Annotated in this window: 17 protein-coding genes; 7 read left to right on the top strand and 10 right to left on the bottom strand. The window is 58.0% G+C overall.

Features of this window, described 5'->3' with window-relative positions; genetic code table 11:
- Positions 1 to 205: 205 nt before the first annotated feature.
- The 6 genes from AC2FFB_RS10080 to AC2FFB_RS10055 form a co-directional block, all read right to left on the bottom strand.
- Positions 206 to 868 (bottom strand): DUF2461 domain-containing protein, encoded by a 663-nt coding sequence (locus AC2FFB_RS10080; protein ID WP_496713879.1) that lies wholly within the window; start codon positions 866 to 868, stop codon positions 206 to 208.
- Between the two features lie 16 nt (positions 869 to 884).
- A complete protein-coding gene (locus AC2FFB_RS10075; RefSeq protein WP_271950983.1) occupies positions 885 to 1229 on the bottom strand; it encodes a TfoX/Sxy family protein in 345 nt (114 codons plus the stop codon).
- Positions 1229 to 1627, bottom strand: a complete 399-nt coding sequence (locus AC2FFB_RS10070; protein ID WP_496689890.1) for an MAPEG family protein — start codon at positions 1625 to 1627, stop codon at positions 1229 to 1231. The genes AC2FFB_RS10075 and AC2FFB_RS10070 overlap by 1 nt, the downstream gene beginning before the upstream one ends.
- 24 nt (positions 1628 to 1651) lie before the next feature.
- Positions 1652 to 2038, bottom strand: a complete 387-nt coding sequence (locus tag AC2FFB_RS10065) for a VOC family protein (protein WP_142638446.1) — start codon at positions 2036 to 2038, stop codon at positions 1652 to 1654.
- A 67-nt stretch (positions 2039 to 2105) separates the two neighbouring features.
- Entirely contained in the window at positions 2106 to 3341 is a 1236-nt protein-coding gene (locus AC2FFB_RS10060) for an RNA polymerase sigma factor (protein ID WP_496689889.1), read from the bottom strand.
- Positions 3342 to 3345: 4 nt separating this feature from the next.
- Complete coding sequence (locus AC2FFB_RS10055) at positions 3346 to 3717, bottom strand: YciI family protein (RefSeq protein ID WP_142638441.1); 372 nt, start codon at positions 3715 to 3717, stop codon at positions 3346 to 3348.
- A gap of 158 nt (positions 3718 to 3875) precedes the next feature.
- Between AC2FFB_RS10055 and AC2FFB_RS10050 the strand changes: the two genes are divergently transcribed.
- The 3 genes from AC2FFB_RS10050 to AC2FFB_RS10040 are packed head-to-tail and all read left to right on the top strand — an operon-like array spanning position 3876 to position 6987.
- Positions 3876 to 5357, top strand: a complete 1482-nt coding sequence (locus AC2FFB_RS10050) for a DUF4153 domain-containing protein (RefSeq protein ID WP_496713881.1) — start codon at positions 3876 to 3878, stop codon at positions 5355 to 5357.
- The gene (locus AC2FFB_RS10045; protein WP_142638437.1) at positions 5354 to 6031 is read left to right on the top strand and encodes a response regulator transcription factor; all 678 of its coding nucleotides are present in this window, start codon (positions 5354 to 5356) and stop codon (positions 6029 to 6031) included. The genes AC2FFB_RS10050 and AC2FFB_RS10045 overlap by 4 nt, the downstream gene beginning before the upstream one ends.
- The gene (locus tag AC2FFB_RS10040; protein WP_496713882.1) at positions 6028 to 6987 is read left to right on the top strand and encodes a sensor histidine kinase; all 960 of its coding nucleotides are present in this window, start codon (positions 6028 to 6030) and stop codon (positions 6985 to 6987) included. The genes AC2FFB_RS10045 and AC2FFB_RS10040 overlap by 4 nt, the downstream gene beginning before the upstream one ends.
- Before the next feature lie 51 nt (positions 6988 to 7038).
- Here AC2FFB_RS10040 and AC2FFB_RS10035 read toward each other — a convergent pair whose 3' ends face one another.
- From AC2FFB_RS10035 to AC2FFB_RS10020, 4 genes are read right to left on the bottom strand one after another with little or no spacing between them, the layout of a single operon-like run.
- On the bottom strand, positions 7039 to 7332 hold the full coding sequence (locus AC2FFB_RS10035; protein ID WP_281995551.1) for a hypothetical protein: 294 nt from the start codon (positions 7330 to 7332) through the stop codon (positions 7039 to 7041).
- A complete protein-coding gene (locus tag AC2FFB_RS10030; protein WP_496694067.1) occupies positions 7322 to 8374 on the bottom strand; it encodes a hypothetical protein in 1053 nt (350 codons plus the stop codon). The genes AC2FFB_RS10035 and AC2FFB_RS10030 overlap by 11 nt, the downstream gene beginning before the upstream one ends.
- On the bottom strand, positions 8371 to 8781 hold the full coding sequence (locus tag AC2FFB_RS10025; protein ID WP_496694068.1) for a DUF4383 domain-containing protein: 411 nt from the start codon (positions 8779 to 8781) through the stop codon (positions 8371 to 8373). The genes AC2FFB_RS10030 and AC2FFB_RS10025 overlap by 4 nt, the downstream gene beginning before the upstream one ends.
- Positions 8778 to 10265 carry an FAD-binding oxidoreductase gene (locus tag AC2FFB_RS10020; RefSeq protein ID WP_496694069.1) on the bottom strand — a complete coding sequence of 496 codons (1488 nt, stop codon included), beginning with the start codon at positions 10263 to 10265 and terminating at the stop codon, positions 8778 to 8780. The genes AC2FFB_RS10025 and AC2FFB_RS10020 overlap by 4 nt, the downstream gene beginning before the upstream one ends.
- Positions 10266 to 10832: 567 nt before the next feature.
- On the opposite strand from AC2FFB_RS10020, the gene AC2FFB_RS10015 reads away from it, so the two are divergent.
- From AC2FFB_RS10015 to AC2FFB_RS10000, 4 genes are all read left to right on the top strand, one after another.
- Complete coding sequence (locus AC2FFB_RS10015; protein ID WP_185956712.1) at positions 10833 to 12413, top strand: ABC transporter substrate-binding protein; 1581 nt, start codon at positions 10833 to 10835, stop codon at positions 12411 to 12413.
- A 104-nt stretch (positions 12414 to 12517) separates the two neighbouring features.
- Complete coding sequence (locus tag AC2FFB_RS10010; protein ID WP_496713886.1) at positions 12518 to 14083, top strand: ABC transporter substrate-binding protein; 1566 nt, start codon at positions 12518 to 12520, stop codon at positions 14081 to 14083.
- 96 nt (positions 14084 to 14179) lie between these two features.
- Positions 14180 to 15157, top strand: coding sequence for an ABC transporter permease (locus AC2FFB_RS10005; protein WP_142638424.1), 978 nt, complete (start codon positions 14180 to 14182; stop codon positions 15155 to 15157).
- The gene (locus tag AC2FFB_RS10000; protein WP_271950952.1) at positions 15154 to 16104 is read left to right on the top strand and encodes an ABC transporter permease; all 951 of its coding nucleotides are present in this window, start codon (positions 15154 to 15156) and stop codon (positions 16102 to 16104) included. The genes AC2FFB_RS10005 and AC2FFB_RS10000 overlap by 4 nt, the downstream gene beginning before the upstream one ends.
- The last annotated feature ends 3 nt before the right edge of the window (positions 16105 to 16107 follow it).

Here is a 16107-nt window from a genome sequence, read left to right as displayed (position 1 = left end):
GGATCAATTGCTTAACGTCTTCACCTCGTCAGGCTCATAACCTGAAAGCCAAAGGTTCAAACCCTACTCCCGCAACCAGCGATATTTGCTAAACCGCCCGTCAGACCTACAAACAGCCCACCGGACTCTTTGCTGCACGATCTCACTTCGTGAGGCCCCTGGTGTTGAAAAAGGCAAGGGATAACATGATCCTGTGTTAGGTCTGCTAGGTGCCAAGGGATTGCAAGGTCTGAAACACCGGGTGGAAGAGCTGAAATTGATTTAGACATTCTTCCCTAAGACCTGCCTGGGTTACGGTGGGTTGGGCGGTAAGATCTGTCCAAACGGTAAGCCCCTTGCGGCGCAGAAGGTCCAGATGAGGGTGATCACTCGAATAGCCTGACGGTCCACGCTTCAACTCGGGTTCGCTGATCCTGACATTCCTGGCCGTAAGATCATTGATAATTGCCATGAGGTCATCGCCCGCTGGTCCTGCTATGCCGGTCCGGTACTTCTCTAGGGCTGCTTTTTCATATTGGAAGACGCCGCACCCAAGGGACAGGCAATCCGGGGACAGCCCGAAATGCCAAAGCGGGGGCTGATCTCCGCAATCGCCGGGTATGAAAGACATGCGCAGATGAGGATTATAGGGTGTCTTGTCGTTTGAGAACCGCACGTCTCGATGAATACGATAGATCTTGACTGAATGGGGCATGTGCGTCATCTCGGCCAGCGCCTGTGACATCTGGGCCGCAAATTGTTCTGCGGGCTGTTTGATCGCGGCCTCATAGATCTGTTTGTTGGCGTGAAACCACTCGCGTCGGTTATTGGCTCGCAGTTCAGAAAGAAACTGAAGGGCCTCGGGCGAAAAGCAGCGGAACTGATCCATCATCTTCTCCTGATATTCAACTTTTCGGCGGCAGGCTGGCGGCGTGCGCCAAGCACAGGCTCAGCCAGTCACCCAGCGCAGCCGGATCGCAGTCGACCTCGTCTACAACGACAAACCCACCGAGTTTTCGCTTTCCGTGGACAATCGGGTTTGCAAACGGATTAGAAAGCGCCTCGGTCTCTTTGGCCTTGCCGACACGGAACATGAACCGTCCAAACCCGTCTTTGTCGCGGCGCGCGCCGCACAACATATTGCCGTTCAGAAAAAAGCAGGTGCCACCCATCATCCGCATTTCGGAAATTCCAATATGCGCCTCGAGGGCGAGGCGCATACGTTGATTCAGGTGTTCATCATTTGGCATCAGACTGATCCCGCCAACTGCCAAAGAATTGACAGGGACAAGACGAGCATCACCAATGTTGTCAGTGCGGCACCGATCACCCGACCTTTGCCGTCGGGGGTGGAACGCAGGCTGACATAGTGTACGGCGCGGGCCACCAACAGCACAAGACCGCATCCGCCGACCAGCCAGTCTGAGGCACCGGCAATTTCCGCCCCCGCCAAAGCCAGCAGCGCCAGAGGAACATATTCAGTAAAGTTCCCATGTGCCCGAATCCGCCGCAGCAGTTCGTCGTCATCCCCGTGCAGCAGTAAAATTCCGGTCTGGGATCGTCTGATGCCTACAAGAATTCCCATCGGAATACTCATAAGCACAAAGATTGCTGTCACAAGCAGAGCGATTTGCGGTGTGTGTTCCATGGGAATTCTCCTGTCTGCCCAAGATTAAGACGCCATGCTTTCATAAGTAATCAACGCAAACCGAGCGCCTTGTGGGTCGTTCAGAGTGGCCATCCGGCCGACCCCGGGCATATCTATGGCGGGTTGCAAGACTGAGGCTCCCTGTGCAACTGCGGCTGCTAGGCTGTTATCGACATCAGCAACCGTAAAATAGATCGTCCAGTTGCCATCCGTCTCGGGCATGGGCGAGAACCCTCCGATTGGCGTTTCACCAACCACCGCGGCGGCATAGCTTGACCCGTCCTGCATCGGCATCTCGTTAATGTTCCAGCCCAGCACATTTTTGTAGAATTGCTTGGCCTTGGTCTGGTCTGGCCCGGAATGCCCGATCCAGCCCGAGTTTCCAACGGTGGTCATGTCCAGAATGCTCATCTCTATCTCCCTTTGATTGCCCGCTGCATGCGGGATTGAACAAAGGACGCGTGAGGATCGGCCTTTCCTACAACTGGTTCAAATCTTTTTCACAGGCGGCGATTTCTTTCAGGACCGCCACACGTTCCGGTCCCGTCGGACCAAGGTTCAATACGCGGTTAAGGGACTGGATCGCGGCGGGAAGATCGCCGATCTCTCGCAACATTGCCGCGCGCAAGGCATGGAACCAGCGATAAGACGCCAGATCATTCGCCACGGTATCCAACGCAACAAGCGTGCGGCGTGGGCCATGAACCCTGGACCCGGCGGCGATCTGGTTCAGGCGGATGACAGGTGAGGGCTGGAGGCGATAGAGCGCGGCATAATGCGCCTCGATCAGAGACCAGTCGGTATCTTTTGTCGATTGGGCATGCGCATGAACGGCGGCGATTGCGGCCTGAATACCGTAAACACCAACTTGGTTCAGCCGTTCGGCCTTTTGCATCAGGGCTGTCGCTTCGGCGATGTTGGCCTTGTCCCAAAGGGCCCTGTCCTGATCTTCCAGGGCTACAAGATCACCTTGATCGTCTAGCCGTGCTTCACGACGGGCATGTTGCAGAAGCAACAGGGCCAGCAGTGAAATCTGCTCGGCCATCGTCGGGAACAAGGCAACCAGCAGCTGGGCCAGACGTATCGCCTCATCGCATAGTTTGAGCCGGATTTGCACCGGGCCACCCGAGGTTGACCAGCCTTCGTTGAACATCAGGTAGATCATCAAAGACACTTCGCCCAAACGCGCAGCCCGCTCCTGTGGCGTGGGTGTTTCAAAAGCGACAGAACTTCCTGCGATCCTTTTCTTGGCGCGGGTAATTCGCTGTTCCATTGCCTTTGTACTGACAAGGAAACCACGGGCGATTTCTTCCACACGCAACCCGGCAACAATTTTTAGGGCCAGCGCAATCTGGTCTTGCCGGCTTAGGTCCGGGTGACAACAGATGAACAGCAGGCGCAGAACATCGTCGCGCAGCTCGTCCGGATCTGGTGCGTCATCAGCCATGGAATGAAATTCTTCCCTGTGGCGGGTCAGGATTGCGCTGCGGCGTTGGGATTTGCGCAAACCATCCAGCCCGGCATTACGGGCGGTGGTCAAAAGCCAAGCTAGCGGATCGCGCGGCGCGCCTTGTTTGCGCCATACGGTCAGGGCCTTTAGACAGGCTTCGGCAAATGCATCTTCGGCAAGGTCGATGTCCCGGAAATACCGCGTCAGGGCCGCGATGGCCTGCGGGCGTTGCTGCAAGAACGTGGCCTCTAGCCAATCCGACACGCGGTCAATCCAAGGTCATCGACCCGCCTGCCCAGGCGGCGGGGCGGACCTCAAGCCGGGCAACAGGTGACGAGATCATTCGCGCATGTTCAAGCGCCTCATCCAGATCGTTGAACTCGGCCAGATATAAGCCCAGAAAACTTTCTTTCGTCTCAGCGAACGGGCCGTCGACGATCATAGGTTGCAGAGTCTCGGCAGCCGCGGGTTCGACTGTGACAGCCGTAGTCGGGGGCATCAGTTTGACGGACAGGAAATCCCCGCGCTGCCTGAGGGCATTCTGTAGCACCGTATGTCCAGCCATGACATCGTCCTGACGGTCCTGTGGCAACGCTTCGAACACACCCGCCTGACCATAGATCGAGATTGCATAGATCATTTTTACCTCCGCGATGTTGGTTTCATCCTGCTAGGACGCGCGAGGCTTTGCAAATCCGACACTCATTTCACCGATCTGCACAGTTTCTGCAGATCTTCTGCACCCGAGCTTCCCGACCTTTGGGTCAAACCAGTCCCTTAAAACACAAGAGGGAAGAAATGGCGCAGCAACTTATAATATCTGGAGTTCCGAATTCTGTGGCGCTGGACGCTTGGTGGCTGTCGGAAGAGACGGTGATTTCAGGCACCAAGGGCCCGCCGGGTTCAACCCCGGGGTTTGCCACCGATGGTCGCGCATGGCGCGTGATCGGGTTTATCTTGCTGGTCGCGCTGGCGGATTACCTGTTCTGGGGGCATCAGGCGGGTGTGTCTCTAGCGGTCTTTGCTGTGGCGGTCTTTTTGTGCGGCCTGCCCGCGGATCGGTCTGGCAAAGGGGTGCTTATGCCCGCAACGGTTTTGGTGCTGAGTGTTTTGCCGGTCGTGGATTTCGTTCAACCATTATCGGTCGCGTTTCTTTTGTCCGGGCTCGTCGTTGCGATTGTCTGGGTCAGGCACCCGAAAGGCCAGGTTCTGGAACTGCTTTTGCTGGCGCTGGGGTTTCTGACTGATCTTCCAAAGAACTGGCTTGGCCCGGTCCGCGCGATACCCGGCCTGAAAACCACGATTGTCAGCGATGCCGGAGGCGGCTGGAAGCGGGTTCGGCAGTTCCTGCGCAACTGGAGTCTGCCGATTGGCGGGACGATGGTTTTTGTTACCCTGCTGGCCGAGGCGAACCCGGTATTCCAATCCCTTGTCACCCCGGATATCGCTTTCGGTCAACTGCTGCAGCGCGCCATGTTCTGGGGAGGGATTGCGCTGATCATCTGGCCGTTTGTTGACAATCACCCGCTTCGCGGACTGAACCCGCGACAATTCGCAGGCCCTCAGACGATCCCCGGCCTCAACGGTGGTTCGGTCCTGCGGGCGCTCTGGGTGTTCAATGCACTGATTGGTGTTCAGACAGTGCTGGACCTTTCGATTCTGCTGGGCGGGGCCTCATTGCCCGAGGGGATGAGCTATGCATCCTATGCCCATCGCGGCGCATATCCGTTGCTGGTAACGGCGCTGCTGGCCGGTGCATTCGCCCTGGCAGCGCGGCCGTTTCTGGATGAAAATCGGGTGCTGAAACCGCTGATGGTGTTGTGGCTGGCACAAAATGTGGCTCTGTGCGGTGCGGCGTTGATGCGTCTGGATTTATATGTCGGCACCTATGGCCTGACCTACCTGCGTATCTATGCGCAGATCTGGATGGGTCTTGTTGCGGCAGGTCTGGCGCTGGTTGGGTGGCAAATAGCGTTCAGGAAATCCAATAGTTGGTTGATCGCGCGAACCGGCATTCTGAGCATACTGGTCCTCTATTGCGCCAGTTTTGTGAATTTTGCCCATGTGATCGCGACCCGAAACCTGAAACTGCCCGAACCGGACTATGCCTATCTGTGTTCGTTGGGGCCCATGACCGGGATGCATAACAGCTACGGGTATCCGAATTCGCTGTGCTATTTTGAAGCCGACCCGATCAACAGCTGGCAGGAATGGGGCTTTCGAAAGTGGCGCCTGTCCCGCTATGGTGCCGATCTGAGCAGTATCGGTCCGGGTATATGAATATCTTAGTTGTCGATGATGATCCGCGGTTGCGTGAAGTTGTGCGTCTGGGGCTGGAACGCGCTGGCTACAGCGTTTCGACCGCCGCCAACGGTCAGGAAGCCGTAATCAGCACGTTTCGCGACGAACCGGACCTGATCGTTCTGGATGTTGGCCTGCCCGAACTGGATGGCTTTGCCGTATGTCAGAAAATTCGAACCCGTTCGGACGTCCCGATCCTGTTCCTGACCGCCCGCGATGATGAGGTCGACCGAATTCTGGGGCTGGAACTTGGGGCCGATGACTACGTGACCAAGCCTTTTAGCCCGCGCGAACTGGTGACGCGGGTCAAGGTGATCCTAAGGCGCACCAATCGCATTGTGGCGGCGCCGGGAAATCTGCGGCACGGCCCCTTGACCTTGGACCGGACCGCAAGACTCTGTGCTTGCCACGACACGGAAATTGCCCTGACCGGGACTGAGTTTCAGATCATGGTGATGTTGATGGAAACACCGGGCCGTCTTGTTCCCCGCACGGCCCTGATTGCCGAGATTTGGGGCGCGCGCAGCCAGGTCTCGGACAGGACCTTGGACAGCCACCTGCGGAACCTGCGGAACAAACTGGCAGAGGTTGGTTTGCCCGACGCGGTGGAAACCGTGCATGGACAGGGCATCCGGATGCGGAGGCTGGGGTGACCCGGCACTGGCGGCCTTCATTGGCATTTGTGCTGGGCGGTGCGCTGGTCGGGACATTGGGTCTGTCATTCGCGGGTCTGGTGGCTCTGCGTTATCTGGGGCCAGAATTCGGATTTCGGAACTCTGCTTTGGTTCTGGGCGGGGTGATCTTTCTGGCTACGTCGGGGCTGGGTTGGTTGCTGGTGCGCCTACTGCTTCGCCCGATCAAAGCCCTGCAGGCCTATGCCGGGGCGCAAGAGGCGGGTACCCAGGCGGCCTCAATCCAGCATTTCGGCACCAAAGAGCTTCACCAGACCGCAACTCAGGTCGTCACCATGGCCGAGGCGCTGCGTGACCGTGAGGCGACCATCCGGTCTTATACCGATCACGTCACGCATGAGTTAAAATCGCCGGTAACCGCAATCCGCGCGGCGGTTGAGATGCTACAGGACACCCCAGATGGCAGCGATGACTCCAAAGCCCTAATCGCGCAGATCGACGGCGCGCGTCAGCAGATCGAAACCCAGCTTGCAGCACTTCGGGATGCCGCCCGCGCGCGCGAGGCCCGATATGTCGGGGCAAGCACCCTGCGCGATGCGTTGCCTGGGGCGCCTCCGCTTGAGCTAAACCTGTCCGGGGCGGATGATATCGCATTCCCGATTTCGGCCGAGGGGTTGCGGATCGTTCTGGGCCATATTCTGCAAAACGCCAAAGATCATGGGGCCAGCGCGGTGGATCTGCGTTCCGAAGAAGCTGGAAATGCGGTTATTTTGACCGTGTCCGACAATGGGGTGGGGATTTCGCCCGGTAACGTCGACCGCGTGTTCGATCCATTCTTTACCACCCGCCGGGAAAGCGGCGGGACGGGTATGGGTCTGGCTATTGTCCGTAACATCCTGTCTGCGCATCGCGGTGAAATCGAAAACCTGCCCGCCCCATGTGGCGCGTGCTTTGAATTGCGGTTCTTCAGGTTCTAATCGGGGCCATAGGTCATTCGTGTATTGGCCCCGAATGTTTGACAGAATTGATCACTGTTGGGCAGGCAGTGGAAGGCAACCGGGCAGGCCCGCAGGCAGGACCAGCCGTGCCCCTTGCCGGTAAAGCGATTGGGCGAACCCGCTGCTATCCGATGTGACCGTGACACTGACTTGCGAAGAGTCGATGACCGCCACATCATCCGCTAGATTTCGCATCAACCCCTCTGAGGGAAAGACCACGACATAGGCAGGGGCCTCGTCCGTTATCAATGCGACGACCACCAGAACCGACAGCCATCCAAGCACCATAAGGGGGATGGCTGTCAGGAGTGATCTAATAGTCATGGATATGCTCAAGCGTCAGGCCGTCCCCCTGGATCTGGCGCAGACGCTGCGAGAGGTCCGGAACCTTGACCAGTATCAGATGACGATAGTCCCCGAACCCTTGTCGTTGGGCGCTGAAGATTGCATCCGGCGCAGTTGGTTGATCCGACAGGGCGGTGAACAGAATGTCGTCATTGCCGGCGATCTCGACAATCTCGACCCCCGCGCTGGCCATTTCCGCCATTAGGTTGGTCAGGGTGCGGTAGCGCGGCGTTTCGATCTCAACTCCGTTTGGGCCTTCAGAGATAACCTTCACGCCGGGATAGGCAGACAGGCTGTCCGCACTGGCGCCGGTGATGATCATCCTCAGCGTCAGCTCATCAGCGCCGACCTGCGCAACCGCCTGTTCGATCACGCCCGCATAGGCCTGTTTTGCACCGTATTCCAGACCCAGCGCAATCGCCCTCTCGCTGTCGCGCAGGCTGCCGCTGTTTTGTTCGACCAGGCTCTGGGCGTCGTCGGCGAAGGGCCATTTATACCACGGAACCTGTTGTAGGAACGCGGCATATGCGGCGGCCTGCTGTGCCGACAAATCATCCAGAGGTGCCCGCTGTGGGCCCCGCAAGGCAGAGGCCAGCCGACCGAGGGTTTCCTCATAGGCAGCCTTCAGCGCCAGCTCGGCGGAAAAGCTGGCACCGATCACATAGACCATCTGTTTGGTGGCCCCATCAACCTGACCGAGCGCGGAGGCGTTCCGGTTCAGGTCGCAAAGTGACCCCCAAAACCCGGTGATACTGCTCCAGAACCCGTAATCATGGGGGTCCTGAGTGCGCAGAACCTCGGCGTAATCCTCGTATGCGTGGACAATGTGCCACTCGGGATAAGTCATCAGCGTGCGGGTCTCGGCCCGGTGATGTGCCGGGTCGATCAGGGCGGTATAAGCCGGGGGCTGACCCGTACCACGGCAGCTTGTTTCCACATAGAGGATCGGAGCGGCCAGCGCGATCCCGGCAAGGATCAGCGCCAGAACCAGCCGCTTGGTCCAGCGAAACAGGAACCTCATGCGGTTTGCCTCAGGTCCCGCAGCCCGGCCCAGGCGGCAATCCCGCCAAGCGCCAGATGCGGAAAGTTGGCAAACAGCCGGGGCAGGGACAATTCCGGCCCGGCCGATGGGTTTGTAAAGATACCCAGATCAAGATAGCCATAACCGGTGAAAAACCCGAACACGCCGTCCCCCAGATAAGCCAGCCCGAACAGGATCAGAAAGCTGCGAGCCGCGCGGTGTGACATCAGCCCGGCGATCAGCGCCCAAAGGGCCGAGGCCACATGCAGCGCATCGTCATAGATATCCAGCGCAAAGATGCCAAAGGCCAGACCATCCTGATCCGTCAGGCCGGGAACATAGTTCAGCGATGCCGCGATCATCAGCGAGACAAAGTAAACCAGACAGAGTTTTTGAAGGTTGCTCATAGACGCCCCAGATAGCTGTCCCAAAGGTTGTTCCGCAGAACCAGTTGCGGATCAAGCTCTCGTTTTGCCTGCGCAAACCCTTCCGCATTGGGGTAGGCTGCAGTCAGTTGATCCAGTGTCGCATGTGGCCTGTACGGCAGGTAATAGGTTCCGCCAATCGCCACGATCCCGTCGATCAGCGCCCGGGTCATCCGCGCCATGTCGGCTTCGCCGCGTTCGGTCAGCTCCTGACTGAACGACATGACAGCGGCGATCCGCGGTTCGCTTGCATAGGACAGAACGGCCTGATCGTCCTGTGCGACATAGCGCAGCGTTACGTTCAGAAACTCTTGATACGAGGCCGGAATTACCGCGCGACACACTGATAAGAAATCGTCGAACGCATCGAACCCCACGAAATACTCGTGCAGGATGTCGGTCCGGTCCGGGTTGCGGTCGTCCAGAGTCACAACCGGTTCGTTGATCAAAGTGGTCCGCGTCGCCTCACCCGAACCCAGCGCTGGGCCCAGCCGTGTTTCATTCCACCAACGGAAGGATTTGAAGGGCTCGCTGCCCAGTTGAGCCCGGTACAGACGGCTGGCCGCATGCGACATCCACCCCGACCCGGACGCTGGTGGCAGGTCCGACTGGTCCGAGCCTTCGCGATATGTCACTAATAGCGCTTTCTCGAAAAACGTATCGCGTTCAACATTCAGGCGGCCATAGGCCATTGTGACCGCCGGGTCGTCAATCGCCGCACGAAAGGCCGAGGCAAACGCTCCTGCTTCCAGAATGTCGAAACCCGGCGTCAGGCGTGAATTTGGAACCATCTCGACCTCAAGGTCCACGATCACGCCGATCAACCCGTACCCGCCCATCGCCAGATTGAACAGCTCGGTGTTCTCGGTGGGCGAACAGGTCACCAACTCACCCGAGGGCAGGATCATGCGCAACGATCGGACCGTCGCCCCCATCGGGCCAAAGGGAACCGGCCAGCCATGTGCATTGACCGAATAAGTGGCGGCGACACCGAAATCATTATTTGACTGCATGACTTTGGGGGACCAGCCTGCGGGATCAAGCGCTGAGATGACCTGTGACCAGCGGGCTCCGGCATGGGCCAGATAGGTCCCGGCTGAACCGTCGATCTGAACCGATCCATTGTCAAAGGTAATCGCTGTGCCGTTGCGGGGAATGGCTTGCCCACCCATGGAATGCCGCGCGGCCCCAATGTTGACCGGGCGTCCTTCTGATCTGGCCTCCGAAAGCTCTTGCCGGATGGCGGCGATCAGCGTGTCTCCGGGGTCATCGCTGAGCACCAGATGTTTGTGGATCGGTGTCGGTGACAGTCCGCTGGCGTCATTCATCACTTTGTCGCCGGTTTCCGCAAATGTCCTTCTTGTGCCTTCATAGACAGGAAGGTCCGGTCCCAGCCACCGTGACGCAACCCATCCTGCCAACCCTCCGCCGGCAAACAAGGCCGCCCTTCTGGTAAATGTTTTCATCTTTCGATTTCTCCCGAAGTTAACTGGGACATCTGATCAAGAATGATTTTAAGCGCAGTTTGAAATTTCTGCGGGCCTCAATCCGGGGTATGTGCCTGACCCCTGCCAAGGTGTCCATTTGGGCATCGGGTCGAAGAATGTGCAAGTCCAAGGCCTGCTGTACCAGCGCAAAGGTGTCCTAGTTGCCCCGGATCAGGCCGACGGGTACCTGCAGCATGGCGATGCGCCATGTTCAGCAGATTCGGGCAAGGTCCAAGGACCAGTTTTTTGACCGCAAGTGGCTCGAAACTTGACTTCATTCCCGGAATGTTCAACCGGAAGGCATGTTTTGAAAACTGCGGAAATCCGTACTTGTAAGACAGTCAGCGGCCACAGCTTGGCGTAAGCTTTCCGCTACGTAAGTTCATGCGCGCACGGCAGATTTGCGTCGGGGCATCCGCCAAACTGCCGTTTTTATGCTCAATCAGGTGTTGCAACTGTAACGATGATCTGGATGATCAGGACCACCAAGGCCGTAAAAATGGTCTGTCGTCCAAAGGGCGATGTTAACAAAAAGGGGAGTTACAAATGATTCTAAGAAACCTGATGATCGCTGCAAGTGCGACGGCGCTGATGGCGGCGGGCGCTTCGGCGGAAACGCTGCGCTGGGCGCGGGCCGGTGATGCTCTGACGCTGGATCCGCATTCGCAGAATGAAGGTCCGACGCACACCGTGCGACACCAGATTTACGAGCCTCTGATCATCCGCGACGTGACCGGTGCATTCGAGCCCGCGCTGGCGACCGAGTGGGGGCCCAAGGCCGATGACCCGAATGTTTGGGTCTTCAAGCTGCGCGAGGGCGTGAAATTCCATGACGGTGCGGACTTCAACGCCGAAGATGTGGTGTTCAGCTTTACCCGAGCCAAGCAACCTAATTCCGACATGAAAGAGCTGATCGGTTCGATCGTCGAAGTGCGCGCAGTTGACGATTTCACCGTCGAGATTGTCACAGATGGTCCGAACCCGATCCTGCCGTCGAACCTGACCAACCTGTTCATTCTGGACAAGGGCTGGGCCGAGTCGAATGACACCGTTAATGTTCAGGATTTCGAAGGCGGCGAAATCACTTATGCCACCACCAATGCCAACGGTACGGGCCCCTATGTTCTTCAAAGCCGCGAACCTGACATCAAGACGGTAATGGTGCGCAACGACAACTATTGGGGCATCGACCAGTTCCCGATGGAAGTGACCGAGATCATCTATACCCCGATCCAGAACGCTGCGACCCGCGTTGCGGCGATGCTGTCGGGTGAGGTGAACTTCCTCCAGGATATGCCGGTGCAGGACATTGAACGCGTCAATGGTGTCGACGGTCTGATGGTCAAGCAAGCCCCGCAGAATCGGGTGATCTTTTTTGGTATGAACCAGGGTGCCGATGACATCGAGGCGGATAACGTGGACGGCAAGAACCCTCTGGCCGATGTGCGCGTGCGTCAAGCGATGTCGATGGCGATTAACCGTGATGCGATCAAGCAGGTCGTGATGCGCGGCCAGTCGCAGCCTGCAGGCATGATCGCACCGCCCTTCGTGAATGGCTGGACCTCTGACATGGACGGCGAATCCTCCACCGATCTGGCCAAGGCCAAGGAACTGATGGCAGAGGCAGGTTATGGCGATGGCTTCTCGCTTCGGCTGGACTGCCCGAATGATCGGTACATCAACGATGAAGCTATCTGTCAGGCGGCTGTTGGGATGCTGGGCCAGATCGGCGTGACCGTGAATCTGGACGCCAAGCCCAAGGCGCAGCATTTCCCGCTGATCACCGATGGCAAGACAGATTTCTACATGCTGGGTTGGGGTGTGCCGACATATGACTCGGAATACATCTTCAACTTCCTTGTTCATGGACGCGAAGATGACATCGGCACGTGGAACGGCACCGGTTATCAGGACGATGCGCTGGACGGGAAGATCAAGTCGCTTGCCTCGAATACCGATCTTGACGCTCGGAATGCCGACATCGCCGACATCTGGCGGGTTGTGCAGGACGAAGCGCTTTACATCCCCATTCATCACCAGGTTCTGAACTGGGGTATGGCCGATGGTGTGGGCATCGAAGTGGATGCCGAAGATCAGCCCAAGGTCAAATATTTCACTCTGAACTAAGCCATTCAGATCAGTGATTTGGCAGGGCGCGGTTTCGCGTCCTGCCTTTTGCGCTATTGTTAAGCGCAACACCGCATCGCGGGGCAAAAAAGGGAGATTTCGCCATGACCCTCAGGAACAGTGCCATTGCTTTGGCCTTGCTGGCCACCACCAGCGTTCAGGCTGCCGAATTCAAATGGGCCTCGACCACGGACCCGCAGACGATGGACCCGCACGCGGTCAACTCGGCCCCGGTTCTGGGGTTTCTGAACAATGTCTACGAAGGCCTTGTGCGCCGCGACAAGGACATGAGCGTTCAACCCGCGCTGGCCGTCAGCTGGGAGACGATAGGCGACGGCGAAGGTTGGCGCTTTAACCTGCGTGAGGGCGTGACCTTCCATGACGGTAGCAGCTTTGATGCGCAGGACGTTCTGTTCAGCTATCAGCGCGCCTCGGGCGAGGCAGCGGATACCCGCAGCTGGTTCGCGCCCATCAGCGAGGTGATCTTGGTCGACGACTATACGGTCGATTTCATGACGACTGCGCCGAACCCGTTATTCCCATCCTCAATCGCCAACTGGATGATCATGGATCAGGGCTGGGCCGAGGCCAATGACGCAGCGGTGCCCGACAAAGAGGTCGGGAATTACGCCACCCTGAACGCCAACGGCACAGGCGCTTTCAAACTTGCGGCACGAGAGCCCGGCCTGCGCACGGTTCTTGAGCCCTTTGACGGCTGGTGGGATCAGGCCGACCACAACATCACAAGTGCTGAGTTCACTCCGATCCAAAACCCGGCGACAGCGGTTGCAGCCTTGTTGTCAGGCGATGTGGACATGATCAACCCGGTGCCGATTCAGGATGTGGCGCGCCTGAAGGAAAACGGGGATGTCGACGTCATTCAGGGGATCGAGGCACGGGTCATCATGTTGGGGTTCGATCATCAGGCTGAGGTGCTTAAATACACCGACGATGCGGGCAAACCGAACCCGTTCCGTGACCCGCGCGTCCGCAAGGCAGTGGCACAGGCGGTCAATGTGGATGCCATTCTTGCGACTATCATGCGGGGGAATGCCGAAGTGGCCTCGCAACTGGTCAGCCCGGCGATGAGTGGTTATTCCGAGGCGAATGCAGACCGTCCCGCCTTTGATGTCGATGCCGCAAGGGCCCTGCTGACCGAGGCCGGATATGCAGATGGGTTTTCGTTCGGGCTGAAATGCCCCAATGACCGCTATCTGAATGATGAGGCCGTTTGCCAGGCGGTTGTCAGCATGCTGGCCCAGATCGGGATCACTGCGGAACTGGATGCCATGCCGGTCCGTAACTACTGGCCGGAACTCAGGGAAGGCAAATACGATATGTACCTGCTGGGCTGGAGCCCCGGTACATTTGATGCCGAACACCCCGTGCGCTTCCTTGTGGCTACCCCAAACGAAGAGAAAAAGCTGGGCAGCTGGAATTTCGGTGGATTTTCGAACGCGCGGGTGGATGAGCTGCTGCCGAAGATCCAGTCCGAGTTGGATGCGGGCAAACGGCAGGCGATGCTGGATGAGGTCACGCAGATCATTCAGGACGAACAGGTCTATGTGCCGATGTATGTGCAACCTCTGGTCTGGGGCACACGCAGCAATGTCGAACTGACGCAGCGCCCGGACAACTTCTTTCTGCTGCGCTGGGTAACGGTTAACTGAAACCGGGGCGGGGCCAGAAAACGCTAGCTTGCGTTAGCGGTATCTTGACCACCCCGCCCGGGCTTGCATAGACAGTCCGATCAACGAGGAAAACGAATGTTCGCTTATATTGTCCAAAGGATGTTCCAATCCGTGATCGTGCTGCTGATCGTGGGTCTGGTTGCCTTTTCGATGTTCCGCTTTGTCGGTGATCCGATCGACAACATGCTAGGGCAGGAACGTACGCAGGCCGATATCGACCGGCTGCGGTCCGATCTTGGTCTGGATCAGCCGTTTCCGGTGCAATATTTCAAGTTCCTGCAAGGCGCGGTGCAGGGCAATTTTGGCGTGTCCTACCGGCAAGGCCGACCGGTTTCGACCATCATAGCCGAACGCGCCCCCGCGACATTGGAACTGGCCTTTGTGTCGGGCTTTCTGGCCATCACCCTTGGCATCGCGCTGGGCGTTTTCACAGCGATTCGACGACAGGGGGTGGCGGCGAATATCATCATGACCGTGTCGTTGATCGGGGTTTCCCTGCCAACCTTCCTAATCGGGATATTGCTGATCTATATATTCTCGGTTGAATTGGATCTTTTACCCAGCTTTGGGAGGGGCGAGACCGTTATGATTGGCGGCTGGTCCACGGGGTTCCTGACAACCTCGGGGCTCAAGGCGCTGATCCTGCCGGCGATCACGCTGGGCCTGTATCAGATGACGCTGATCATGCGGCTGGTGCGGTCGGAAATGCTTGAGGTCCTGCGTGCCGACTATGTCCGTTTTGCACGTGCGCGTGGGCTGTCGGACCGGGTGATCAATTTTCGCCACGCGCTGAAAAATACGCTGGTGCCGGTGATCACAATCACCGGGTTGCAGCTGGGCTCGATCATCGCCTTTGCCATCATCACCGAGACGGTGTTTCAGTGGCCCGGTGTGGGCCTGCTGTTCATAAATGCGATCCAGTTTGTCGATATCCCTGTTATGGCCGCCTATCTGATGCTGATCTCGGTCATGTTCGTGTCGATCAATCTGATCGTCGATCTTTTGTACTATGCCATTGACCCGCGCCTGCGTGTCGACGCGAGGGCCACATGACCGATACTTCTGAAACTTCGAGACAAGTGCCCAAATCGCGGCTGGCCCAATTTTGGGACAGCGATTTCGCATGGTCCTTCCGTCATTCGCCCGTGGCGATGGTTGCCTCATTTGTTGTGGTCCTGCTGGTGCTGGCGGCAATACTGGCCCCGCTGATTGCGCCGCATAACCCGTTTGATCCGGCAACGCTGAACCTGATGAACGGATTTACACCGCCGGGCACGCCGAATGCCTTTACGCAGGACACGTTCCTGCTGGGCACCGACGATCAGGGGCGCGATGTGTTCTCGACCATCCTCTATGGGATGCGCATATCCCTGTTTGTCGGCGCAGCGGCGGTGCTGCTGGCGTTGATCATCGGAGTTGTTCTGGGGCTGGTCGCGGCCTATTTCGGCGGCTGGGTCGAGACGCTGATCATGCGGGTCGCAGATGTGCAGCTGACCTTTCCTGCCATTCTGGTCGCCATGCTGATCTTTGGCATCGCCAAAGGCGTGACCCCACCCGAATATCGTGACGAGATGGCAATCTATGTTCTGATCATCGCCATTGCCCTGTCCGACTGGGTGCAGTTTGCCCGGGTCGTCCGCGGTGCGGCGTTGGTGGAAAAGAACAAGGAATACGTGCAGGCCGCCCGCCTGATCGGGCGCGGTTCTTTCCCGATCATGTTCCGCCACATCCTGCCCAATGTACTCAGCCCGGTTCTGGTCATCGCCACGATCTCACTGGCGCTGGCGATCATTGCCGAAGCAACGCTGAGCTTCCTCGGCGTAGGGGCACCACCAACCCAGCCGTCATTGGGCACGCTGATCCGTATCGGGCAGGGCTTCCTGTTCTCGGGTGAGTGGTGGATTTTGTTCTTCCCGGCCTGCACCCTGTTGGCGCTGGCCCTGTCTGTGAACCTGCTGGGCGACTGGCTGCGCGATGCACTGAACCCCAAGCTGCGGTGATTT

It is taken from the genome of Ruegeria sp. YTSA219 (assembly GCF_059609985.1).
Note: the sequence above shows the minus strand (reverse complement) of the source record. Positions and strands in the feature narration are given on the sequence as shown.